18 protein-coding genes are annotated in these 24154 nt (G+C 59.2%); 7 read left to right on the top strand and 11 right to left on the bottom strand.

All coding sequences use genetic code 11. From position 1 onward, the window contains the following. Nucleotides 1-7 precede the first annotated feature (7 nt). From pglX to NCN06_RS03435, 5 genes are all read right to left on the bottom strand, one after another. Nucleotides 8-3565 carry a BREX-1 system adenine-specific DNA-methyltransferase PglX gene (gene pglX, locus NCN06_RS03455; RefSeq protein WP_250398659.1) on the bottom strand — a complete coding sequence of 1186 codons (3558 nt, stop codon included), beginning with the start codon at nt 3563-3565 and terminating at the stop codon, nt 8-10. Between the two features lie 48 nt (nt 3566-3613). After that, nucleotides 3614-7105, bottom strand: coding sequence for a BREX system P-loop protein BrxC (gene brxC / locus NCN06_RS03450; RefSeq protein WP_250398658.1), 3492 nt, complete (start codon nt 7103-7105; stop codon nt 3614-3616). After that, nucleotides 7102-7716 (bottom strand): DUF1788 domain-containing protein, encoded by a 615-nt coding sequence (locus NCN06_RS03445; protein ID WP_250398657.1) that lies wholly within the window; start codon nt 7714-7716, stop codon nt 7102-7104. The genes brxC and NCN06_RS03445 overlap by 4 nt, the downstream gene beginning before the upstream one ends. Next, on the bottom strand, nt 7713-8414 hold the full coding sequence (locus NCN06_RS03440) for a BrxA family protein (protein WP_250398656.1): 702 nt from the start codon (nt 8412-8414) through the stop codon (nt 7713-7715). The genes NCN06_RS03445 and NCN06_RS03440 overlap by 4 nt, the downstream gene beginning before the upstream one ends. A 108-nt stretch (nt 8415-8522) precedes the next feature. Further along, entirely contained in the window at nt 8523-9746 is a 1224-nt protein-coding gene (locus NCN06_RS03435) for a hypothetical protein (RefSeq protein ID WP_250398655.1), read from the bottom strand. Between the two features lie 114 nt (nt 9747-9860). Between NCN06_RS03435 and NCN06_RS03430 the strand changes: the two genes are divergently transcribed. Next, nucleotides 9861-11057: a DUF4336 domain-containing protein gene (locus NCN06_RS03430; protein WP_250398654.1), complete on the top strand. Its 1197-nt coding sequence runs from the start codon at nt 9861-9863 to the stop codon at nt 11055-11057. Here NCN06_RS03430 and NCN06_RS03425 read toward each other — a convergent pair. Together NCN06_RS03425 and lepB are read right to left on the bottom strand one after the other, a co-directional pair. Next, nucleotides 11047-11400, bottom strand: coding sequence for a DUF760 domain-containing protein (locus NCN06_RS03425; RefSeq protein WP_115023423.1), 354 nt, complete (start codon nt 11398-11400; stop codon nt 11047-11049). The genes NCN06_RS03430 and NCN06_RS03425 overlap by 11 nt on opposite strands. Before the next feature lie 48 nt (nt 11401-11448). Continuing rightward, nucleotides 11449-12039, bottom strand: coding sequence for a signal peptidase I (lepB, locus tag NCN06_RS03420; protein ID WP_226398972.1), 591 nt, complete (start codon nt 12037-12039; stop codon nt 11449-11451). A 57-nt stretch (nt 12040-12096) separates the two neighbouring features. Between lepB and menD the strand changes: the two genes are divergently transcribed. The 6 genes from menD to NCN06_RS03390 are packed head-to-tail and all read left to right on the top strand — an operon-like array spanning nt 12097 to nt 18930. Continuing rightward, nucleotides 12097-13782, top strand: a complete 1686-nt coding sequence (menD, locus tag NCN06_RS03415; RefSeq protein WP_226398971.1) for a 2-succinyl-5-enolpyruvyl-6-hydroxy-3-cyclohexene-1-carboxylic-acid synthase — start codon at nt 12097-12099, stop codon at nt 13780-13782. Between the two features lie 5 nt (nt 13783-13787). Further along, nucleotides 13788-14657, top strand: a complete 870-nt coding sequence (gene menB, locus NCN06_RS03410) for a 1,4-dihydroxy-2-naphthoyl-CoA synthase (RefSeq protein WP_250398653.1) — start codon at nt 13788-13790, stop codon at nt 14655-14657. Between the two features lie 5 nt (nt 14658-14662). Next, nucleotides 14663-15208: a L,D-transpeptidase gene (locus tag NCN06_RS03405; protein ID WP_226398969.1), complete on the top strand. Its 546-nt coding sequence runs from the start codon at nt 14663-14665 to the stop codon at nt 15206-15208. Nucleotides 15209-15263: 55 nt separating this feature from the next. Then, nucleotides 15264-16799, top strand: a complete 1536-nt coding sequence (glgA, locus tag NCN06_RS03400) for a glycogen synthase GlgA (protein WP_166018130.1) — start codon at nt 15264-15266, stop codon at nt 16797-16799. Between the two features lie 2 nt (nt 16800-16801). Further along, nucleotides 16802-17569, top strand: a complete 768-nt coding sequence (locus NCN06_RS03395; protein WP_250398652.1) for a hypothetical protein — start codon at nt 16802-16804, stop codon at nt 17567-17569. Continuing rightward, the gene (locus tag NCN06_RS03390; protein WP_250398651.1) at nt 17566-18930 is read left to right on the top strand and encodes a UDP-N-acetylmuramoyl-tripeptide--D-alanyl-D-alanine ligase; all 1365 of its coding nucleotides are present in this window, start codon (nt 17566-17568) and stop codon (nt 18928-18930) included. Before NCN06_RS03395 ends, NCN06_RS03390 begins: the two co-directional genes overlap by 4 nt. Nucleotides 18931-18940: 10 nt before the next feature. Here NCN06_RS03390 and glmU read toward each other — a convergent pair whose 3' ends face one another. Genes glmU through NCN06_RS03370 form a run of 4 tightly spaced genes read right to left on the bottom strand, consistent with a single transcriptional unit; the run spans nt 18941 to nt 24140 of the window. Next, on the bottom strand, nt 18941-20293 hold the full coding sequence (glmU, locus tag NCN06_RS03385) for a bifunctional UDP-N-acetylglucosamine diphosphorylase/glucosamine-1-phosphate N-acetyltransferase GlmU (RefSeq protein WP_226398966.1): 1353 nt from the start codon (nt 20291-20293) through the stop codon (nt 18941-18943). Nucleotides 20294-20329: 36 nt separating this feature from the next. Next, a complete protein-coding gene (locus tag NCN06_RS03380; protein ID WP_250398650.1) occupies nt 20330-21247 on the bottom strand; it encodes a tRNA (5-methylaminomethyl-2-thiouridine)(34)-methyltransferase MnmD in 918 nt (305 codons plus the stop codon). Further along, nucleotides 21228-22553 (bottom strand): 3-phosphoshikimate 1-carboxyvinyltransferase, encoded by a 1326-nt coding sequence (gene aroA / locus NCN06_RS03375; RefSeq protein ID WP_226398964.1) that lies wholly within the window; start codon nt 22551-22553, stop codon nt 21228-21230. The genes NCN06_RS03380 and aroA overlap by 20 nt, the downstream gene beginning before the upstream one ends. Before the next feature lie 24 nt (nt 22554-22577). Continuing rightward, nucleotides 22578-24140: a UbiD family decarboxylase gene (locus tag NCN06_RS03370; RefSeq protein ID WP_115023405.1), complete on the bottom strand. Its 1563-nt coding sequence runs from the start codon at nt 24138-24140 to the stop codon at nt 22578-22580. Nucleotides 24141-24154 lie beyond the last annotated feature (14 nt).

Genomic DNA, 24154 nt, shown 5'->3' with positions numbered 1-24154 from the left:
CGATTCCTCAATCCCCCTTGGCAGCCAGGCCCGGAATCCTGGCCAGCACCTCTTGAAGCTTGAGGTAGTTCACCTTCACGCCATCGTCGAGATCCAGTTCGATGCGCTGCTGAGCGAGGGGTAAGAGGGCGTCTTGCTCCCAGGCCTGGCATTCCTTGAGCACCTTGGTGATCTTTTCGGCTTCTTTGCGGGCAGCCGTTTGCTCGCGTTTGGGCAAAGCTTCGTTGTTTTGATCCCGCTCCAATTGCTCTTGTCTGGCTTCCAGCTTTTGCAGGTAGGGCCTGAAGTAGTTGTTGAGCACCTGGAGCAAGGTGTCTGGCGTGTAGCGGTGCAGATAGATCAGGCAAGCGAAGCCAGCTTTGGGGCTTTGCACCATCCAGTAGATCGGCCGTTTTTTGTAGGTTTGCAGGTGATCTTTGTAGAAGTCTTTGCAGAAGTACTTGCGGATGTCTTTGCCGATCGAGTCTTCAATGAATCGAAGATTTTCGGCAACGCTGCTCTCAGGAAAGGTGACTTTCAGGAACTCACGGGTACGAGCAACGATGTCGTCTTCAAACCACTCTCCATCCAGCACTGGGATGATGGCATCGGCATCGGGTTTGAACTGAATCTCGCTGATTGACTTGCCAATTTTGGCTTCGTAAGCAGCGAGTTGCTCGTCTTGATTGCTGCGTGAATCGGCAAGGATTAAACCTGGATGATCCAAGCTGTAGCGGCCCATCATGCAGCCGGTGGCATATGAAAGAAGTTCTGACATCGAATCCGACTGGAAGCGATCCCATTTTTCTTTTTTTGTACCATCGCCTCCGTATCGATAGGCAGGATTTACTGTAAGAGTGATTTGTTCGATTGGTACATCTATGTCAAGTTCTTCAGTCAAGCCATAAGCTTCAATTAGAAGGCAATTGTTTTTCTGCTCTAATTGCTGCATCTCGGTAATATCACTCTTGTTGCGGGCGAGCCAACTTTCATAGCAGCTTTGAAGTGACCTCTGTTTTTCAAGAGAGCTAGAAAGGAACGGTAGAGATTTGAAATTCCATGAGCGCTCATAAGCATCCCAGTCAGTCAAAGATTTGGTTATTAAATGGCTTGCTATTTCATCTACAGGCAAGAACTTCAGTGGAATTTTTGAAATAATTCCCTGATCGAAATTGAGTGTTTGTGAAATGCATGAGACGATATACGATGTCAGGCTAGAGTTCATCAGACTTAGCAGTGACTTCAGCTGAACTGAATCGCCATAAACCATCATTCCTGCGTTGCTTCCAATTGATCCGGCAGGGCAGTAACGAACAGAAAAATAGGAAGATGATACTGCGGTCCAGGTAAGTCCTTCACGAAAATAGTATCCTTCATTTTGAGGTCTCGAGAGCAGCTTGCCGTTGGCTCCTCGGAAGTTTTTTATTTCATGCCCATTGTGCTCCCAGTTGACAACGAAGTCATAATTTCCAAACCATTTTCGGAAATCTCCACCCTTTTGATATGCAAACCACTTTTGACTTGCATCTTCGTTGTTGTTTTGTTCTGTATTATTTAGCTTGGATTTGCAGCGATCCACCTCAAACCATCTTCGGAGAAATCGTTCATTATCACTAGTTTGTAGGCCAACGACAGGCTCAAATAGTTCGCTTAGACTCGGCATGCTCTGAAACGCATTTCTTAGCCGATCACTGGCCCAGTAAGAAACTGGAGCTCCTGGAATTCTTTTAAATTCGTTATTTGGGATGAGAAATCTTTTATTGACATGAAAACGTATTTTTAGCTCTTCATTGCTCGCAACGCTGCCCTGCTGGTCGAACAACCGAAGAAACCTCCCACTGAGTTCCTGGGGTGATGATCGCCTAAGAACATATGCGCAACTGCCAAAATCAGATCCCCAAACACCACGTCCGTTATGAACAAGACTGGAGATGGGAGCATCTTGATAAATACTTCTTCGAAATTGCTCAAAAGATGAAAGGAACATCCAACTCGGGATTGTTATCATTCCGACTCGGCCTCCACTCTTTGTTTGCCGTATATTTCGCAATGTAAATGCACTGCAGAGGTCAGCCTTTCCCTTCTCGTAAGAAGTTTTTACGAAATGCTTAAGTTCGGAATTGTAAAATTTACTCCCCATGTAAGGAGGATTTGCCACGACTGCGTCGTGCTTGGCGACTAACATCTCAGCTTGACGGATAAATATTTTTAATTTCATTAGTTCTGCGGAAGCGACCATTTCTTTTTTTGCAGCTTCGGCTAACTGTTTGATGACTGGTAGCTTGTGACTCACTTGATCTGGAATAAGAAGCAATGAACCATGCGTTTTTGCATATTTGAAGATATTTCCTAGATCCCTGATGTCGTTAAGTGTGACTCCATGGCTAGAGAGATTTGTGGCTCGAATTAATCCTTCTGCGTCAAAATCATTATTTTCTTGCAGTGCTATTACATTGGTCTTAGGACCACGTTCTAGCAGCCGCCGGTCATCACACCTGCCTTTCATTAGAAGGGCAAATGTCGTTAACTGAGCGGCTCGATCATCAATATCAATTCCAAAAAGATTCTTTTCTAAAATAAGCTTTGCTATCTCTCGCTGCTGATAACCCTGCTCCAAATAAATGGCTTTGAAGATCTCATAGGCTTCTACCAGTATGTGCCCAGATCCACAGGCCGGATCCATCAGGGTGAGCTCTTCTGGATTCAGGCTGGTTGGTGTGGTTTCAGCTAGTTTTGCTTTCACCTCATCGGTCTGCTCTGCAGGCTCGATGTAGAACTCCATCTGCTCGCGCAGTGGGCTATCGGGATAAGTGGCTAACCATTGAGCACCAATGGTGTTCTGCACCATGTACTTCACAATCCAATTGGGCGTGAAGAGCTGGGTTGCTGCAGGAATGTCTTCTGACTTAACAACCTTGCCGATAACCTCGTCTTTCTTTTCGGAGATATAGAACTGATAGAGCCAGCCGATGATTTCGACGTCGTCGCAATCGGAATCGGAGATCGCGCTGCGGAAGCTTCCAGCAATTGATCCTTCCGTCAGCAGATCATCCGGAAGCAGGAGTTCTGATGCATCATCCAATCCTTCAAACAGATCAGGCAGCAGGTGGTGATAACTGCGGCAGGCCGCTAGCACCAGTTCCCGGTACACCTCCCCTTGGGCTTCACCACCGGGGATAGCAGTCGGGATCTGGCCGTCCAGCAGTTGATTCAGGCGTTGCTCGTTGGTGAAGGCCTGAAGATCTGCGGGAAAGCTGCCGGAACGCATCAGCTTCAGCAGTTCCGGCTGGGTTTCACTGCCATCAGCAGGCATCAACACCTTGCAACCAAAGGGGTGCCATCCCTTGGCATCCAAATAGCGCAGTGCGCAAAGCCGGTTGAACCAGGTGTAGGCCACCCGCTCGAGCAGTTGTTCGCGGCTCTTCTCTTGCTCGTCTCGCAGTTCAGCAATCTGCTTGGCGTAGGTGCTGAGCGTGTCTGGCGTTTGGCTGTTGAGCAGCAGATCCAACTTGCGGCCCACCGCTTCCATCAGCTGCCGGCGCATGGCCGGAGCGAAGGTTTTCAGAGCAGCGGTGTTAACGGCCATGGCAGAGATCGAATTAGGTGTGGAGATATGGAATGAACGGCTTGAGGCTTAAAGGCTGATGCGATGGCCTTGAATGAGCTCCGCTTCTGCGGCCTGCTTCAAGGCACTGAGCCATTGCTCCAGATCAGCGCTGTTGGTGATCTGGCTGAGGTTGCAGTTGGGCTGCAGGCTGGAAGCTGGCACCACCTTGATCGCTGGTTTGTCATCGCCTCCATTACCAGCGCTTGGCGCTGTGAGTCGGGCAATGGTTGCCAACTGCTGTGGCTTGTCGGTGTCTCGGTAGCGGTTCAAGCGCAACGTCACCGCACTCGGTTTTGATGCGTTCTGCAGGTCGGCCTTGGCGGCTGCGCAGGCTTGCAACACCTGCCCCTGCTGCTCAGGTGTGAGCGCTTGAAAGTCTTTTCCCGCCTTGAGTTGGTTTTCCTGCTGCTCCAGTGAAACTTCAGCGTCTTCGCGGGCCTGTTTCAGCTGCTCCTGCAGCTTTTGCTCCAGGGCGGTTAGCGCGTTGTTGGCCTTGGGGATCAGGCCACCGGCATAGGGCGTTGAACTTTCAAGCAACTCGGTGATCGGTTGCAGCTGCTCGGCCGGCAAGCTGCTGAATTCATCGCTGTACTTCGCCGCAAAGGCTCTCACTGCGTCGTACATCTTCTTCTGGTTGCCGTTGAGGAATTGCTTCAGCGGCGTAAGTAGGTCTTCTTCCGCGTCCAGCCAGTCGTCTTTGAAGTCGTCGAGCTGGGTAAGCAGATAACTGTTCTCCTTTTCGGCCATCGCTTTGGCCTTCGTGGCCCACGGCTTCACGGCATCAAGGAAGGGATAGATCTCTGCCTGCGCCGCCATGGTGTTGAGATCTTGTAGTTCATCTTTCATTGCGCAGCGGAAGGCCTCGCAGGTGCTGCGAGCCTCAGTGCCGCTGCTTTCACTTCCGAAAAGCTCACGGTGGAATTTCCTGAGAGCATTGATCTGGCTGGGGTCGTAGGCCTCCTGCTTGCGGATCGTTACGCCGCCCAGCTTGCGGCTGTTGCACAGCGCTTCGATCACTTCCCGATCGCTGAGCAGTTCCTTCTCCCGCAGTTCCAACTTGTTCAGTCGGTACAGGCGAGCGATGAAGGTGAGCGTGGCCCACTGGCTCCAGCCGTAGGGGCGCCCTTCAAACTTGCGCACCAACGTATCGGCGCTGAGCCGTTCACCACTGTTTTGGTTGCGGAACACCTCGGTGAGAACTGCGTCTTCCGCTTCTGAAAGCTGGATCGCTGAGCCCTCGAGCAGATCGTCTTGGTCTTCAATCACCTTGCTGATGCTGCTTTCGTTGAAGACCCCGCGGATCATCTTCAGGTTCGGATAAGCCGAACGGATCAGCTCTTGGTAGGCCTTGCCAAAGCGTGTTTTGGGTTCTCCCTCGCCAACGGAGAGGGTTTGCCCGTTCACAATCAATTGGGCAATGCGTAATTGCTCCTTGACGATCCCTTCAAGTGCATTGCGCCGATCTGTGTTCTGCCGCCCACGTGCAGCAAGGATTGATTCCAGCAGATCATCGTCGCTTCCGCTGTTCTTTTTGATATAGAGATCGGTTTTGAGATAGCTGCGCAGTTGATTGAGCAAACTGTCTTGATCGGGCAGGATCGCCATCAGTTCCACCCCGCCCATGTTGTTGCCGACCAGTACTGCGTCGTTGCCGTAATTGCCGTGCTCAGGAGTAATCAGATTGATGGCAATAGCGGCATCTTTACGTGACACCAAACCGTCATCAATTTTGTGGGCGATGGCGTAGTCGTTGTTGTTGTCTTCAAAGCGCACCTTGCCCGTCGAGCCAAGCACGTCGTCAAAGACGATCCCATGAAGCTGCTTGAGCACCTGGGAGTAACCCACCTCCTCCCGCTTGATCTCCTGTTCCACATCTTTTTCCTTGTCGGTGAGGAACTCGTAAACCTCGCCGTTGCGTTGCAGATAGCTCTGGCGTTCGAGGTTGATCAGCGCATCTTTGATTCCCTGCTCATGGCTGCGGATGTCGAAGTTGGGCTGATTGATCAGCAGGATGGCGATGTTGCGCGCCGTGCTCTTGAACTGCGGCACCCACTTGAGCAGGAACAGAGCTTTGAGGATGCGCAGCTCCAGATCGGAGACCTGGTTCTGGGCGGTCGCCATCGTTTGCTTTTTGTCGGCGCGGATTACCCCGCTGATGCCGTCGTAGAGCTGATCAAAGCTGGCCAGCCGCCCGACAGGAAGTTCCTTGATCGCCTTGGCCACGTCTTGGAACACCGAGAGCATCGAGCGTTCACCCACGGCCATGTTGCGGCCTTCAAAAATGCTATGGGACGCCAGGCTTTGGATCGATTCCTGGAAGAGAGCCAGTTGGTAGGGATGGAAGGGGTAGAGACCGCAGAAGGTTTGGCAATCACTCCAGCCCTTCAGTTGGCGTGAGTCGTCGCTGAAGCGGAACAGGGTTTTGAAGTTCTCCTGTTCCCGCTCGTAGATCTCAATCAGTTGCTCGGGTTCCTCGGGGGTTTTGGCCAGCAGCCGCCGTTGGATCACCTCCTGCACATCGGCGCTAGCGAGCGACAGCTTGGTTTTGAAGCGGCCCTGGATCTTGCTGAGGTCATCAGCCTGCTCAAACTTCACCTGTCCGAGCACCCCTTCCAGATCGGCCTGGGAGGTGATGAACACCGTGGCCCTGCCATTGGTGGCGGTGGCCAGACTCTCCACCACGGTCTGCAGGTTGAGCAGGCGGCTGCGTTCCTGACCGATGAATTGGCCGGCCTCATCCACAAAAAAGTTGAGCCGGAAGCCGGGTTCCTGCTGATCGAGATACTCCCGCACCCGATCGGCAAAGCCTTCGATTGAAAGGCGGTAGTTCTCTTTGGCGTCGTTGATGACCCGGATCGCGTCGTCGTCGCTGCCGCCGAAGTGCTCGGCATAGGCCTTGGCGAATTTGCGCTTGGTCACCGTGGCGACGGCATCGCGGTCGTCACTCCACTGACGGTTGTTGACTCGGGCGTAGGTCTGCTGGAACGGCTCGAACTCGCCCCGGGTGGCCATGTCGTGCTCGAGCTGCGCCACATAGCCCTGGTTGCCGTAATAGCCCTGCAGCTCATTCAGCACCTTCATGAACACCTCCAGCACGGGTGCTTCGTGGGTGCCACCGATGCCGTCGTACTTCTGATCGATGTTGAACAGCAGGCTGCGCGATGGAATCGCGGTGGCTTTCTTCAGATCGGCGCGCAGGATCTCGTCGTCGACCTTTGGCAGCAGGATTTCCGCAGGCCGTTGGTCTTCAACCTGCTTCTCGCTGTCGAGCATCAGCGACAGCATCTTCAGCAGGTGCGACTTGCCAGAGCCAAAGAAGCCTGAAATCCACACACCATTGGCGGTGGGGTTGTGCAGGTAGGCCTCTGTGAACACATTCAGCCCCTTCGCCACTTCGCGGGTGACGACGTATTCATCCAGTTCGATCTGCAGATGGCGTTCGTCGTCGGCCTTGATCACGCCATCAATCGGCCGATCAACCGGTTTTTCGAACAGCTCTTGGATGGTGGTGGCGGTCATGATTCGGTGCTGCCGAAGTAGTCGAGGTTGGTGGCGCGGTAATGGGGGTTTTCGATCTTGCTGGCGGTGCTGGTGCCAAACAGCCGCAGGTACGAACCGCCATCGGCGTCTTGTTTGTATTCGCCGGGGAAGAAGATCACCACCGGGTGGCGCACCATCGCCGGTTGCAGGGCCTCAAGGATGGTGTGGGTGCGCAGGAAGGGATAGACCCGGCCTGATCCGGTGATCAGGCTCACTTGGCTGTCGTCGCCGAGGGCCTCCATCAGCTTCGGCACCAGGGCGCTGGTGGGTTCAGCGACGTTTTGAAGGGTGTCGAACAGATCGCTTTTGCTCCACTCAGGCTCTTCCTCCAACACCACATCCAGATACCCCTTCGCGTCGAGTAACTCCAACACCAGCTCAAACAGATCCACGTGTTTCACCCGGATGCCCTGTTGGCGCAGCACCTGCTCTGTGCCATCCACAACACGCCGCAGCTCATCGTCATCGGCGGGGCTGTAGGTCTGGATGAAGATCGGCACTTCCTTGGCGACGCCGCGCATCTCCAGGAATTCGGGCCGCTGCAGGATGTCTTGCAGGCGTTGATCGAGGCCTTTGATGCTGCTGCTCATCGCCTTGCCCTCCGCTGCTTCGGCTTCAGCAGAAACCCGGCCCGCAGATCGGGGTCATCGCCAATTAAAGCGAGAGCTTGTGGGCTGAGGCTTGGGCGTTGCACCGTGCCGAGTTGGCCAGAGCGGCTGGTTTTGCCCTCCAGCAATCCCGCTTCCCGCAGCATCGATAGAACAGTGGAGCGCACCTTTTGCTGGGAGCTCACTGACAGGGCCTGAAGTTCTGGATGCTGCTGCTCGGAGGCCTCATAGAAGCCAGTCATGTCAGATCGTCTGAGCAGGGCATCACCTCCTTCCAGTTTGTCCAGCAAGAGATCGCGTGTCAGCTCCACGGTGAGTTGGATGCGCTTCAGCACAGCCAGCCACGCCATAGCTAATCGGTCATCGCTGGATCCCTCAGCCAAAAGCTTGAGTTGCTCATCACTGAGCAGTTGGAGGCGCTGTCGCAATTCGGTTTCAAGCCGTTTGGCGCTGGCCAGCGAGCGGGTTTGCAGTGCATTGCGTTCCAGCACAAGGGCACGCGTTTCTTTCCAATTGCCTGTTTCAGCATGGGTGCGAGCCATCACCGCGGCGAGCTCTGGCTTGAGGCCGGCGGCGGTGAAGCTCAAGCAATACCTCCCTGCCTCACGCACCGCCTTCGCCATTGCCCTCCAATCCACCAGTAGTGCCCAGTTTGGCAGTGGTGGTCTGAGGTGAAACACGCTTTGTTGCTCTGACGCAGGGCCTTTTCACAGTGTTGTTCTGAGCTGTTCTTTTTCGCATCCCTCGGTTGAGGGAGAGCTTTGGATCAAATTTGAATTGTTGGGTTTTCACCCGAAGACTTCGCGAATGATTTCGTGTGACCGGAATCGGTGATGGTCGGCATAGGTGCGCCTCAACATCTCTTCGGATGTAGAGAGCAGGCCGGCGATCTGAAGCAGGTCCAATTGCTTCACCTCCAGGAGGCGTCGTGCAGCGTTATGTCGCAGTGTGCGCAGTCCAATAATTTCTCGGTCTGCCTTGAGGCCTTTCTCGTCAGACAGCTCTCTCCAGAGCCAGCCATGAACGGCTCCAAGTTCGTGTTCTGTTCTCCGTTGCTGATCCTGAGTGGGCTTTTCATCCCAGGGACTTGCGGCTTGGCGGAGGCGGACAGGTGGCCGTTGCAGTCGTTCAACGCCGACGCTCTCCATTAAGCCCCGCCAGGACGGACAAAGATTCGCTGGTCGGTTTCTGCCTCGTTTGCTGTCGCGACAGCGCACGTAGCTACCTACAGCAACTTCAACCTGACCAGGTTCTTTCCACAACAATTCCGAGGCCATCACCATGGCCCCTCTGGCACCCGTTAAGGCCACCCATGTGGTGATCCAGGCGCATGCCTGAGCAAGCTCTGAGGTTTGAGAGCGATCCCAAAGCCCCAGGATGATTCGCTGTATTTCGGCGGGGTCAACTGGTTTTCCCTGCCCTGCAGCAGGTTCTTGATATCCGTTTTCTCTGCCGGGATTGAGTCGTTTCCCATCCGTAGCGATGTCGAACAACAGGCAAGCTGCGGAGATTGCATCGCGGCGGCTCCGCGCTTCGGCTGGCCAGCTCTGGATCCAACGCAGAAGGTCATCTCTGCTGGTGGCCCTTCCGTTGTTCTCTGAAAGCCACTGAACGCAGGACTTCAGCCATTTCACTCGTCGCGCAGCGTGTTTTTCAGAATTCCCTGAGTTTTCGATACGACCTAAGGCTTGTCGTTGGTAAACCCCCAGCGAGCTGCCTACGGGGCCACCCGCATTCCTTTTGAGGTTGTTGTCGAACTCTGCGAGTGCCGTGTCGACGGCAGTTGAGATCACGACGTCCCCGTCTTGGTATGACGCGTTCAACTTCAGCCACTTCTGGTCACCGCTTCCGTCAGGCCTGGTGTTGAAGGTCAGATAGATCAACTCTTCTCCACTGGGCCTCGTCTTGCGTCGCAGTGACAGACCGAAGCGGTCAGAGTGCTTGCTGCGGAGATACTTGGCTAGGCCCTTCAGCCTCGCGCTGTTGCGGCGAAGCCCAGTGGCTGCTGTCATACAGGGACAGAGTGGCTTGCACGCCTAGTCTATCCCTGATTTGTCCCTAAAGCCACTTTCACAAGGTTGTGCCCAGTTGCACAACTTGAGACCACGAGACAGCAAAATCTAGTCATGGCAGGAGATCTGAGTGCAACTGAGGGCGTCTCGCGAGACGATCAGGTCTGGCCGTGGTGGCCGCTGCTGCCCCTCTACCCCTATGGCCGCCGTCGCACGGTGTTCAGGGGGCTGATCCCAGGCCAGCTCTGGAGCCTTGAGCAGCTTCAAGGCGTGTATTACGTTGCGGTGCCCGTGCGGCTCACCGTGGCCAAGGTGCCCGGTGGCTTGATGTTGGTGAACCCCTTGCCGCCCACCGGAGAGGTCCGCCAAGCCATCGCCGGCCTTGAACAACAGCACGGTCCGGTGCGCTCGATCGTGCTGCCCACCGCGTCTGGTTTGGAGCACAAGCTTCCCCTAGGCCCCTTGGCACGCGCCTTCCCTGATGCGGAGGTGTGGGTGTGTCCGGGCCAGTGGAGCTTTCCGGTGCAGTTGCCCCTGGCCTGGCTGGGCGTTCCGGCAGGCCGCACCAAGGTGTTGTTCGACGATGGTCTCCCCCATGGCGATGTTTGTGAATGGTTGACCCTCGGACCGCTCGACCTTGGCGTCGGTCGCTTCCAGGAAGTCTCCTGCTTCCATCGCCCGTCAGGGGCTCTTTTGGTGACCGATGCCCTGGTGGGGATCAGTGCCGAACCCCCGGCCTTGTTCGATCTCGACCCAACGCCGCTGTTGTTCCATGCCCGTGAACGCGGAGATGAGCCGCTCACCGATTCGGCAGAGGCCCGCCGCCGTGGCTGGGCCCGATTAGTTCTCTTTGCCTCCTATTTGAGACCGGAACCGCTGGAAGTTCCAGGTCTGCCGGAGCTGCTCCGGGATGCCTTCAAGCCCGGGCTTCGCTCTCTGCGGGCCCACTTCGGTCTCTATCCCTTCCGCTGGCTGCCGGGTTGGCAGGCTGCAGCCGATGGCTTGATGGGCAGCGAAGCCCCAAGGCTGCAGGTGGCCCCGGTGCTCGAGCGGTTGGTGTTGCCTAGGGCACAGGCCGCACTTCTGCGTTGGTTGCACGAGCTGGGTGACCTGGCTGAGTTGCGCTGGCTGGTGCCGGCCCACTACAGCGCGCCAGTCACATTCACGCCCGAAACCGTTGAACAACTGCTCACGTCATTGCAACAGCGGGACTGGGCCCCCAGTTCAGAGAACTGGGAATTTCTTGGATCCATTGATCAGCGTTTGCTGGATCTGGGCATCGTGCCTGATCAACCCGTGATCAAAGCTTGAGCTCGTCTTCCGGCTCGATCGCCATCTGTTCATCAGCGAACAGCGTTTCTTCCAGCTCCTTGCGCTGTTCCATTTGGCGCAGGAAATACCCAGTCATCATCGCTGAGGCCAACATGTTGGCGAGGTTGTCGCGGTTGGCTGTCACCTTCACCTCAAAGTGCTCGCCAGGGAGCATTCCCAGCAGCCCCTGAACGTTATGGCGAATGATGTCTTGAATATCGTTGCTTGCTGATTTGGCGACCCGCTGCAAAGTGTCTGGCGATTGCTCCTGCAGGTACTGGATCAGGCTGTTCCCCGCTTGACCGTCACTGCTGTCAGTTGTCAGAAACTCGGGGTTAAACATTCTCTGTGATGTACATCACGGCCCTGACACTAACGCAAGCCCTCGGTCTCAACCGCCAGCGTTGGTGTCGGGGATCCGTATCGGACCGAACCTCTGCAGCGGCCAATACCGCCAAACCGCCGTGCCCAGCACATTGGTTTCTGGGAGTGATCCCCAGAGATGGGAATCAAGGCTGGCATTGCGGTTGTCACCCATGACCCACAGTTGATCCGCCGGCACGGTGATCGGAGCCATGTCGTAATCGATCGCTTCCCTCAGCCAGGGCTCCACCAGCGGTGATCCATTGCGAATCAAGGTCCCGTCGCGTACTTCCAGCTGATCGCCAGGCAGGCCCACCACCCGTTTAATCAGCGCTGCTGATGCGTCATAGCCAGCGGCCACGAGCCGCTCCGGCGGAGCAAACACCACCACATCGCCCCGGTGCAGATGGCCGTGGCGGCTGCGAGCGAGGCGTGGCCTTACTTTCTCCACCAGGATGCGGTCCTGCAATTGCAGGGTGGGCAGCATCGAGCCGGAGGGAATCCAGCGCGGTTCCACCACCAACCAGCGCAGCAGCAGCGCCAGCAGGGCCCAGAGAATCAAATTGCGCCAGAAGCCCTTGCTGTCTTCTCCTGGAGCTGGTGTCGTGGGTTGGGTCATCGTTGACCGAAGATCACACCAGCCTGGCCTGCTGCACTGTCCACCGCCCGCACCAATTTGCAGGCCGCTCTCACCTTGCTTGAGGCGTTGTGCCTCCAGGGGCTGAAGCAGTTGGTGCTCTGCCCTGGCAGCCGGTCCGGCCCCCTGGCAACAGCGGCGGGAGTGTTGGCGTCCCAGGCGAAGCTGCAGTTGGTCACGGCCATCGATGAGCGGTCGGCCGCGTTTCTGGCTCTCGGCATGGCGACCGCCGGCGGCCGTGCCGTGGCTGTTGTCACCACCTCCGGCACCGCGGTGGCCAACCTGCTGCCCGCTGCGGTGGAGGCGGACCGTTCCTGTCAGCCTTTGCTGCTGCTCACGGCGGATCGCCCCGTCCGGCTCAAAAACTGCGGCGCCAACCAGACCGTTAATCAGGAATCTTTCCTCCTCGCGGCCTGCCGCTGGTTCGGCAGTGGAGCGGCAGATGGTGTTCATATGCAGGCCAACGAAGCCCTCAACGCCCTGGCGGTTCAGGCTTGGCAGCAGGCCCAGGGGGCAGGCAGTGGCCCACCGGGCCCTGTGCAGCTCAACCTGCCCTTCGAGGAGCCGCTGCACACCACTCTCGAGCAGCAACAACAGCTCGTCTCGGGTGCCTGTTTATCCACGGCTTGCCCTGAGCCTTCGCCCGAGATTGCGCCTCCGCCTCGCCTTGATCCTGAGCGCCCTGGGGTAGTGATTGCCGGGGCTTGGCGTGGACTTTCACCTGCTTTGGCGCCCTACCAACAAGCTGTGAGTCGCTGGTTGAACGTCAGCGGCTGGCCTGTGCTGGCGGATCCCCTCGCCGCCCTTGCCGCCGAGTGCCCCAACCGCATCGAGCATTGGGAGCTGCAGTTGGATGAGCTGGCCTTGCCTGAGAACGCTCAGGTGCTGCGGCTTGGGCCGATGCCCGCCAGCCGGCGGCTGGAGGCCTGGCTTCAGCGCCATCAGGGCCCTCAGCTGTTGATCACGGAAGGAGATCCAAGGCCTCTTGATCCGCTGCGGTGCGCCAGCCAGTGGTCTGGAGGCATGGCTGCCTGGATGCCCCAACACCCAGACCCGGACGCAACGCCGAAGCCATCGGCGGGGAGAAACGATCTCTCGCCGTGGATCGAGGCCCAGCTGCCCTTGAGCGGCGCGGTCAACGAACCCGCCCTTGCCTACTGGCTTCCCCAGCTGCTGCCAGGTCAGTTGCCGGTGATGTTGGCCGCCAGCTCACCGGTGCGTGACTGGTTGACCTGGAGCGGCCCTGCCAGCAGCAGCCACCGTTGCTTCAGTTTCCGCGGAGCTTCCGGCATTGATGGCACCTTGTCCCTTGCCATGGGCCTGGCGGTGAATCTTGGCCCGCTGGCTCTGGTAACCGGTGATCTTGCGCTCCTGCATGACAGCAACGGCTGGTTGCATGCCTCCTCTGCAGCAGCCCCACCTCCACTGCTGGTGCTGCTGATCGATAACGGCGGTGGTGGCATTTTTCAGCAGCTGCCCATTGCCACACCGGGCTTCGAATCACTCTTCGCCATGCCCCAGCAGGTGGATCCCCTGGCCTTGGCGGCAGCCCATGGCGTCCCCGGGCGCCAGGTGGCCTGTCTGGATGACCTCCAGGAGGCCTTGGCCTGGGGGTTGTCGTTGCAGCGACCGGTGTTGTTGCGGCTGTGCACCGACCGTGGTCGTGATGCCGCCTTGCGTCAGCAGCTGCGCATCGCTGCTCAGAATGAAGGCAGCGTGCACTGAACCCGATGAGTGACTTCCGTCAGGTGCTCCCTGGTGTTCCATCGGCGCGATGGACACCCTGGGGCACCTACGAGGACATCCTGGTGGACCGTTGCGCAGACGGCCTGGCTCGTGTGGCCATCAATCGCCCTGCCAAGAGGAATGCCTTCCGCCCGCAGACGGTGATGGAGCTCTGTGATGCCTTCACGCGCATCCGGGATGACCGTGACATTGGTGTGGTGCTGTTCACCGGCGTTGGCCCGGCCCCTGATGGTGGTTATGCCTTCTGCTCCGGTGGTGATCAAAGTGTTCGCGGCGACGGCGGCTATGTCGGCGAGGACGGCCTGCCGCGCCTGAACGTGCTGGATTTGCAGCGCATCATCCGGAGCCTGCCCAAGGTGGTGATCGCTCTGGTGGCTGGCTACGCCATGGGCGGTGGCCAGGTGCTGCATTTGCTCTGCGACCTCAGCTTGGCCGCCGATAACGCCGTGTTTGGCCAGACCGGACCCAAGGTCGGCAGTTTCGACGGCGGCTTTGGTGCGGGCTACCTGGCGCGGGTGGTTGGTCAGCGCAAGGCCCGTGAAATCTGGTTTCTCTGCCGACGCTATGGCGCCAAGGAGGCTCTGGAGATGGGGCTTGTTAATGCCGTGGTGCCGTTGGATCAGCTGGAGGCGGAGGGGGTGCGTTGGGCCCGGGAGGTGCTGCAGCACAGCCCCACGGCCATACGTTGCCTCAAGGCCGCCTTCAATGCCGAAACCGATGGCCTCGCCGGGCTGCAGGAGTTGGCCGGCAATGCCACCCATCTCTTCTACAGAACGGAAGAAGCGTTGGAAGGTCGCAATGCCTTTCTTGAGAAGAGGCCGCCGGATTTTTCAGAAATAGGCTGGTTACCTTGACGGGCATGTTGCCTCTTCCTCTGCCGGATCCGCTGCCTCTGCTTCAGGCGGCCGCCATGGATTCAGTCCCGGCTGGCCTGGCGTCACTGCCTCAGGATTTGCGTGGGCAATCCAATCGCCATGTCGTGATGCTGCGCAGCCGTCGCCGTGTGTTCTTGCTCGATAACGGCAACTTGCGCAACGCCTTCCCTGTGGCCATCGGCATGCCTGGTTGGGAGACCCCCTCTGGCCGTTTTGAAGTGCTGCAGAAGATCCCAAATCCGGTGTGGGTCCATCCGGTCACTGGTAAGCGCGTTGAGGAGCAGGGGCCAGACAATCCTTTGGGGAGCCACTGGATCGCCTTCCATCGTGACTGCATGGGCCGTGATGCCCATGACGGAGAGGCCTGGATCACTATCAAGGGATGCACCACCACGGGGTTCCATGGCACCCCCCACCGTTGGACGGTGGGACGGGCCGTTTCCCATGGCTGTGTGCGGCTTTACAACGAGGATGTGAGTGCCCTGTATCGCCAGGTGTCGCTTGGAACTCAGGTGACAGTGCTCCCCTGACGTAACAGATTCGTAAATTCCCCTTAAAGTCGCCGCGCCAACGCCGATCTCAGACATGCGCATCCTTTTCGCTGCAGCGGAATGCGCCCCGATGATCAAGGTCGGAGGGATGGGCGATGTGGTCGGGTCCCTCCCACCGGCATTGGCCAAGCTCGGCCATGACGTGCGCCTGATCATGCCGGGCTACGCCAAGCTTTGGAATCGCCTGAACGTGCCGGCGGATCCGATCTGGCGGGCTCAGACGATGGGCACTGAGTTTGCCGTCTACGAAACAAAGCACCCCACCAATGGGATGACCATCTACTTGGTGGGTCACCCGGTGTTCGACCCTGAGCGCGTCTACGGCGGTGACGACGAGGACTGGCGCTTCACCTTTTTCGCCAGCGCCGCTGCTGAATTTTCCTGGAATGTCTGGAAACCCCAGGTGCTGCACTGCCATGACTGGCACACCGGGATGATCCCGGTGTGGATGCATCAGGACCCGGAAATCAGCACGGTGTTCACGATCCACAACCTCAAGTACCAGGGCCCCTGGCGCTGGAAACTCGATCGGATGACCTGGTGCCCTTGGTACATGCAAGGGGACCACACGATGGCGGCGGCTCTCCTTTACGCCGAACGCGTCAATGCGGTGTCTCCCACCTACGCCCAGGAAATCCGCACGGCGGAGTACGGCGAAAAGTTGGATGGTCTGCTCAACTTCATTTCGGGCAAACTGCGCGGCATCCTGAACGGCATCGATCTCGATGCCTGGAATCCTGCGACCGACAGATCATTGCCGGCGAATTTCAGTGCCGATGATCTGTCCGGCAAGGCGGTGTGCAAGCAAGTGCTCCAGGAGCGGATGGGGCTCGAGGTGAGGCAGGACGCCTTTGTTCTCGGCATGGTCAGTCGTCTCGTCGACCAGAAGGGAGTCGATCTTCTGCTGCAGGTTGCTGATCGACTGTTGGCCTACACCGACACGCAGATTGTTGTACTGGGGACCGGTGATCGCGGGCTGGAATCCGGTCTCTGGCAACTCGCTTCGCGTCACCCAGGCAGATGCGCCGTCTTCCTTACCTATGACGATGATCTGTCGCGGTTGATTTACGCCGGCAGTGATGCCTTCCTGATGCCCAGCCGTTTTGAACCCTGTGGCATCAGCCAGCTTTATGCCATGCGCTACGGGTCGGTCCCCGTGGTCCGCAAGGTTGGTGGTCTTGTCGATACGGTTCCGCCTCACATCCCCGCTGCCGAGAGCGGCACTGGATTCTGCTTCGATCGTTTTGAAGCGATTGATTTCTACACGGCCTTGGTGCGGGCCTGGGAGGCCTTCCGCCATCGCGATAGCTGGGTCGAGCTGCAGAAACGCGGCATGAATGAGGACTACAGCTGGGATCGTTCCGCTGTCGATTACGACCTCATGTACAAGGACGTCTGTGGAATCAAAGAGCCCACACCGGATGCTGCCCTTGTGGAACAGTTCTCTCAGGGGCAATCCGCAGATCCATCCCGTTCTGAAGACCAGCCTGAAGAGGCCATCGCTCCCTCTGGGATGCCCTCCGCTGGTCGTAATCCCCTGAACCGTCTCTTCGGTCGTCGATCCAGTTGAGTTTGAGCGAGCCCGCCCGATCTGACTCCCAATCTGAGGCCCGATCTGAGCCCCAGAGCGGGGAGCTGTCAGGCAACCTTCCGGCTCCCTACGTCAGCCCTTGGCGGGAGTTCGGACGCAATCTGCAGGCCATGGCTGCCGATCTGCGGCTGCGGTTCCAGGAGCTCTGGCGCCGCAACCGAGAAGGTGACCTGTCGGTCCCAGGCTTCTGGCCTCGGGATCTGGCCCCCAGCTTTTGGCCCTTGCTGCTGGTGTTGCTGTTGTTGTTTCCCGTAGCGGGCCTGCGTTGGTGGCAGACCCATGCCAGCACCGATCCACGTCAGGAGCCGGTCGAGAGGCCACGGGAGTCTCCCCTTGCGGTGCCCGATCTTGAGTTGATTCCAGCACCACAGCCCATGGCGGAGGAACCGTCACCCGTGCCTGCGCCGTTGCAATCCGCGCTGGCTTTGGAACAAGAGGAGCCTTCCCAGCCCCAACTCCGTTTTGATCCCCTCTTTGACTTGTTTCAGGACACAGCTGTTCCCGAGGGACTCCTTCGTTCTGCCAAGCCCGTTCCGGAGCAGGATCGCTTGCTGTTGGAGTTGTCCGTCGACGTGTGGGAGCAGATGGCGGTCGACCAGCGTCAGACCCTCGCCTCCAGCTGGCTGCAATCCGCCCTCGATCTGGACTACTCCAGTCTTCAGTTGCTCAGTGAACAGGGCGAACTGCTGGGGCGGTCGGCTCGGGTTGGGGGCGGCATGATCCTCTTTGATCTCGGGTTGGTGGCATGACCCTGACGCTGCGTCAGCTGATCGATGCCTGGGGAACACCTGAGGGCGGCACGTTTGAACCCGATACCGCCTTGGGACGAGTCTGTACCGACAGCCGTCAGCTCCAGGTGGGTGATTTCTTTGTCCCCCTGGTTGGTGAGCGTTTTGATGGCCATCACTTCCTCGATCAACTCCCTGAACGGGAGGGTCAGGCAGCTGTTGTGAACCGCAGCTGGGCTCAGCCGCTGCCGCCGAATCTGCTGCATTGGCGGGTCGACGACACACTCCTGGCCTATCAGCAGTTGGCCTTGCTGCATCGCCGCTTCCTGGCTCAACCCCTGGTGGCTGTCACAGGCTCGGCGGGCAAAACCACAACGCGGGAATTGATACGGGCGGCATTGGCACCGCTGGGGCCGATTCAGGCCAGTGAAGGCAACAACAACAACGACGTGGGTGTGCCACTCACGGTGTTGAAGGCCGATGTTGATCACCGTGCCCTGGTGATTGAGATGGGCATGCGAGGGCCTGGGGAGATTGAACGTCTCTCCGGTTGCACGGAGCCCGATCTAGCGGTGATTACCAACATCGGAACGGCCCACATTGGTCGTCTCGGCAGTCGCGAGGCGATTGCGGCCGCAAAGTGTGAAATCACCGCTGGGCTTCATCCGAAGGGAACCGTGGTGATTCCCGCCGGTGATCCTCTGCTGGAGAGAGCCCTGGCAGCGGTTTGGTCAGGCCGCGTGTTGCGGGTGCGCCTTGTCGACGATCCCCAGGTCGATGCTGATCTGGCTGATGCCGATCTGATCGGTGCCATTGATGGGAATCAGTTGCTGATCGATGGTGATCGTCTCCCACTACAGCTTGAGGGGCGCCACAACGCCCGAAATCTGCTGCTGGCCATGGCTGTAGCCGATCAGCTGGGTGTATCCCCCAAGGCGTTAACGGGGATGCAGGTGATGGTGCCTGGCGGGCGCAACCGCCGCCTGCAACAGGGTGGGTTGACTCTCCTGGATGAGACCTACAACGCTTCGCCCGAGGCGGTTCTAGCGGCCCTTGACCTGTTGGCTGCTCAACCGGGGCGTCGTTTTGCCGTGCTGGGAACCATGTTGGAACTTGGGGAACGCAGCCTCGAGTTGCATCGTGAGGTCGCGGCCCGTGCCGTTCAGCTTGGGTTGGACGGCCTAGTGCTTGTGGATGCTGGTGCGGAGGGGGCGGCGATGGTTGAGGTGGCGGCATCGCTGCCCAATCTTCAGCTGGTGTCTAGCCCGGAAGCAGCAGCAGCTCCCCTCTCGGCCTGGCTGACCTCCGGAGATGTGCTGCTGCTGAAGGCCAGCCGAGGCGTTGCCCTAGAGCGGTTGATTCCGCTGTTGCCACGGCTGTAAGAGAGCTGTACTAAACCTTTCGTTTGGCCCAGCCCTCCTTGGTCATCTGGCGGGCGCGTCCGATCGCCAGTGCTCCATCGGCCACATCCTTGGTGATCGTTGATCCGGCGCCGATGGTGGCTTGTTCCCCGACGTTGACGGGGGCCACCAGCACGGAATTGGCACCCGTTTTGCTGTTGCTGCCGATCACGGTGCGGTGCTTGTTTACCCCGTCGTAGTTGGCGGTGATCGTGCCGGCGCCCACGTTGACGTTGTCCCCGAGATTGGCGTCACCGATGTAGCTGAGGTGGTTCACCTTGGTGCCAGCACCTAGCTGGCTTTTCTTCACCTCGACGAAGTTGCCGATTCGGCAGCCATCGCCGACGTCCGCGGCCGGCCTGAGGTGGGCAAAGGGGCCGATGACGACATCGTTGCCCACGTTGGCCTCCCGTACCACCGAGTGCACCACGTTGACGTTGGCCCCAAGAGACGCGTTCTCCACCAGGCTGCTGGGGCCAATCCGGCAGTTGTCGCCAATCACGCAGTCACCGCGGAAGTGAGTCTGCGGTTCGATCACCACGTCCTGGCCAAAGCTGCAGCCTTCACTCAGGGTGCAACTTTCGGGATCAATGAAGGTGACGCCTTCGTCCATCCAGTGGTGGCGCAGCCGCTGCTGCAGCAGGGCCTCGCACTGGGCCAGTTGCCGCCGGTTGTTGATGCCATTTACTTCATCGGCGTCAGCCACTTCCAGGTGCATGGCCTTCGCCAGCATTGCCACCGTGTCGGTGAGGTAAAGCTCCCCTTGATCGTTGTCGGTGCTGAGCTTCGGCAGAACGTCGGCCAGAGCCCTCCAGTTGAAGCAGTAGATGCCGGCGTTGGTGAGGTTGTTGCTGCGTTGCTCGTTCGTGCAATCGCGATGCTCAATGATTCCGCTCACCCTGCCGTCGGGATCGGCGAACACACGTCCGTAACCGGTGGGATCAGCGAGCCGTGCTGTCAGCAGGGTGACATCAGCACCACTGACCCGATGCTGCTGCACCAGCGCGTCCACCGTTTCGCTCCTCAGCAGCGGTACATCGCCATTGAGCACGAGCAGTTCGCCTTCAAAGCCCTGTAGCGAAGGAATCAGTTGCTGAACGGCATGGCCCGTGCCGTTCTGGGGCTGCTGCAGGACAAATTCCAGGCCTTCCAGCGGGGCCAGCTGCTGCTCCACCCGTTCGGCTTGATGTCCCACGATCAGCAGCCGCCGTTCCGGTTGCAGGTTGCGGGCACTGGCGAGTACCCGTTCCACCAGGGTGGCTCCCGCCAGGGGTTGGAGCACTTTCGGGAGTGCGCTCTTCATGCGGGTGCCTTTTCCAGCGGCCAGAACGGCTACGGCGAGCATGTGGAGCGGGGGGAAGACGGCCGGAATCTACCGGGCTCAAGAGGCACTGTCCCTGCGCCACCGTCTTTGCCAGGCATTGGTGGGCTCATAGCCGCAATGCTGCTGCTCTTCACGGCGGCGCTGAAGGATGGCATCAGCCGTGGCATTGCCCTGGGGATCACGGAACGGCACTGCTGCCCGCGTCTGCAGGTGTTCCCACTCCATGGCGGAAAGAGGGCGCCAACCGGGTCCATCCTGCGGACAGGCGGAGTCCGGTGGCGTGGCCAGCGTGCCGCTGCTCCAGCCCGCTCGCTCGCCCGGGGCTGGCAGTAGTGAAAACAAACGCAAGCCTGCTCGCTTCAGGCTGGCCCGCACCGCGGCGGACCGGCTGTAGGTCAGCAGCCGCCCCTGTGGCTCCAGGCGTCGCGCCAGGGCTCCCAGGAATTCCTCGCTCCACAGCTCAGGGCAGCGCTGGGGGGAGAAGGCGTCCAACAGCACCAGATCAAAGCGAACGGGCTTAGGAATCTCCTGGAGCGTCGCTCGGGCATCCCCCCAGAGCTGAATCCCGCGGCTGTTGTTCTCCTGCCAGCCGCCGTGGTCGCGGATCGCTTCAAGCTTGGCAAGCACAGGAGCTGGCCAAAGGGAGTGGAAGCTCGCCTGGTCGAGGGCCTGTTCCAAGGGCCGTCGGTCCAGTTCCAGTCCCCACCATTGAACGACGGGTTCTGCCGTCGGCAGGGCCTCCAACACGGCGGCCGTGTTGTACCCAAGGCCCAGGCAGACATCCAGGATTTTTAGGGCATGGCCGTTGCGGAAGCGCTGCAGCTCCGCAGGCTGGACGAACTTGGCTCGGGCCTCATTCAGAGCTCCCGCGGAGTTGTGAAAAGCCTCTCCAAAATGATCACTGTGCAGGCTGAAGCTTCCATCCGCTGTCGGGTAGACGCGGAGAGCGCCGAGGTCAGCAGCGGAGCCGCTCAAGCTCGTCCCAGAACGAGGGATAAGACACGGCTGCCGCTTCGCTTCTCGCCAGGCTGGAGTTCCCATCGGCCAGCATCGCTGCGACGCCAAGGCTCATCGCCACCCGGTGATCGGTTTCGCTGTCCAGCACGGCTCCCTTGAGTGGTCGCCCGCCGCGGATGGTCATGCCGTCCTCGTGTTCATCAATGTCGGCCCCCATGGCCTTCAGCTGGCGGGCCATCACCGCCAAACGATCGGTTTCTTTGACCCGCAGTTCAGACGCCCCACTGATCCGACTTTCGCCGTCGCAGAAACAGGCGGCGACACTGAGGATGGGCACCTCATCCACGAGGCGGGGCATGATTTCCTCGCCGAAGTGGAACGGTTTCAAGGGTCCGTGGGTCACCCTCAGGTCGCCGACAGGTTCGCCCGCCACATCGCGGGGGTTGAGCACGTCGATCTGTGCACCCATCTGCTCCAACACCTCCAGGATTCCGGTACGTGTTGGGTTGAGCCCCACATTCTCGATGGTGAGATCGGCTCCTGGAATGAGGGCTCCAGCGACAAGCCAGAAGGCTGCTGAGCTGATGTCCCCGGGCACAACCACGTTCTGGCCATGCAGGGTGGCGCCGGGACGCACGCTGATGTGCCGACCCATTTCGCCGCCCACCGTCAGATCAGCGCCGAAGGCGTTCAGCATCCGTTCGCTGTGATCGCGGGACTGCGCCGGTTCGATGACGGTGGTCGGGCTCTCCGCCGTGAGGGCGGCTAGGAGCAGGGCCGACTTGACTTGAGCACTGGCCACCGGCGTACCGATCACGGTTCCTTTGAGGCGTCGCCCCTGCACCGCAAGAGGGGCCAGGTTGCCCCCATCACGGCCGCGCACATCAGCACCCATCGAGGCCAACGGCTGGCCCACACGACGCATCGGGCGGCGGCGCAGGGATGCGTCGCCATCCAGCACGAAATGTCGACCGTCGCGGCCCGCCAACAGACCCAACATCAGTCGCATGGTGGTGCCGGAATTACCGCAGTCGAGTACTTCTGCGGGCTCCTGCAATCCATCCAGGCCCACGCCCTCAACGGTGACGATGCCGCCGTCGGTGATGGGGCTGATGGTGACGCCCATCGCCCGCAGGCAGGCGGCTGTACTCAGGGGGTCTTCTGCTGGGAGCAGACCATCGATCGTTGTGGTGCCCTCGGCGATGGCGCCAAACAGCAGGGATCGATGCGAGATCGATTTATCGCCGGGGACTTTCACGCGTCCCTTGAGGCTTCCTCCGGCCTTGAGCTCACGGGGGTCATCGGATTGGCCTGTGCCGCTCAAGGTCGCAACGTCGTTGGGCTGATCCTATTGGCCGGTCTTCAGGCCCTGAATCAGTCGGTCGAGGGCATAGCCGAACAGGCTGGGATCGGGGTCGTCGTCGCCGAGGTCATCCAGACCCAGCTCAGACCAGCGGTCGCTGACCCGTTGTTCCAGATCTGCCGGACGGCTCAGAGGTTCGCCCCAGTCGTGGTTCTTTTCGGGTCCGACCTTGGTGGTGGCATCGATGGCCAGTCGTCCTCCCAGGCCCAGTTGTTCGCTGGCGAAGTCCAGCGTGTCGAAGGGCGTGTTCTCCAGGGTGAAGAGGTCACGTTGGGGATCCACCTGGGCCGCGATGGCCCAGACCACCTGGCGTGGATCGCGCACGTTGATGTGGCTGTCCACCACCACCACGAATTTGGTGTAAGTGAATTGCGGCAGGGCACTCCAGAACGCCATGGCAGCACGCTTGGCCTGCCCCGGATAAGCCTTGTCGATCGAGATCACCGCCAGCTTGTAGCTGAGCGCTTCCATCGGCAGGAAGAAGTCGGTGATTTCCGGAATCTGCTGCCGCAGGATCGGTGTGTAGATCCGGTTCAGCGCGATAGCCAACATCGCTTCTTCCTTCGGAGGGCGGCCGCTGAAGGTGGTGAGAAACACCGGATCACGGCGTTGGGTCATGCAGTGGAAGCGCACCAGAGGTGAGTCCTCCACACCGCCATAGAACCCCATGTGATCTCCGAAGGGCCCATCCGGCAGCACTTCGCCAGGAGTGATCGTTCCTTCCAGCACCACTTCGCTGTGGCTGGGCACCTGCAGGTCGATTGTTTTGCAGGGAGCCAGACGAACGCCCTCACCGGCGTAGATCCCCGCAAACAGCCATTCACTCAGCTGCACGGGAATTGGCGTTGCAGCGGCCATCACCAGCAACGGGTGCACTCCGATGGCCACCGCTACCTCAAGTTTCTTGCCCATGGCTGCGGCTTTGCGCAGGTGGCGTGCTCCTCCACGCACACTCAGCCAGTGCACGGTCATCGTGTTCAACGACTGTTTTTGAAGTCGATAGACGCCCACGTTGGGGACCCCGGTTTCGGGATCCTTGGTGATCACCAGGCCAAGGGTGATCACACCCCCTGCATCACCTGGCCAGGGGCGGATCAGGGGAATGTTGTCGAGATTGACCTCATCGCCGCGAAACACCTGCTGCCGGCAGGGGGGTGTGAGGTCGCGGTCGGGTTTGGCCTTGACCAGATCCCAGAAGACGCGGGCAAATTGTTTGGTCTCCTGGAGGCCTTTGGGTGGTCTGGGTTGTTGAAGCAAAGCGAGACGTGAACCCAGCTCCTCCAGTTGTTCAGCCCGTTCGAGACCCATGCTCCAGACCACCCGTTCCACGGTGCCGAGGGTGTTGACGGCCACCGGCATCGAGGAGCCGATCACGTTCTCGAACAGCAAGGCCGGACCTCCCTGGCTCAGGACCCGGTCGGCAATGGCTGCCAGCTCGAGGTCGGGATCTACAGGTGCCGTGATCCGTCGCAACTGACCACGGTCCTCAAGGAGCTTCAGGAAGCCCCGCAGGTCTCTGGTGGCCGGACCGGATTGGAACATGGCCATGGGATGACGGTCTT

The organism is Synechococcus sp. MU1648, from assembly GCF_023630615.1.
Lineage (GTDB): Bacteria > Cyanobacteriota > Cyanobacteriia > PCC-6307 > Cyanobiaceae > Parasynechococcus.
This window is presented reverse-complemented; position numbering and strand designations above follow the sequence as displayed.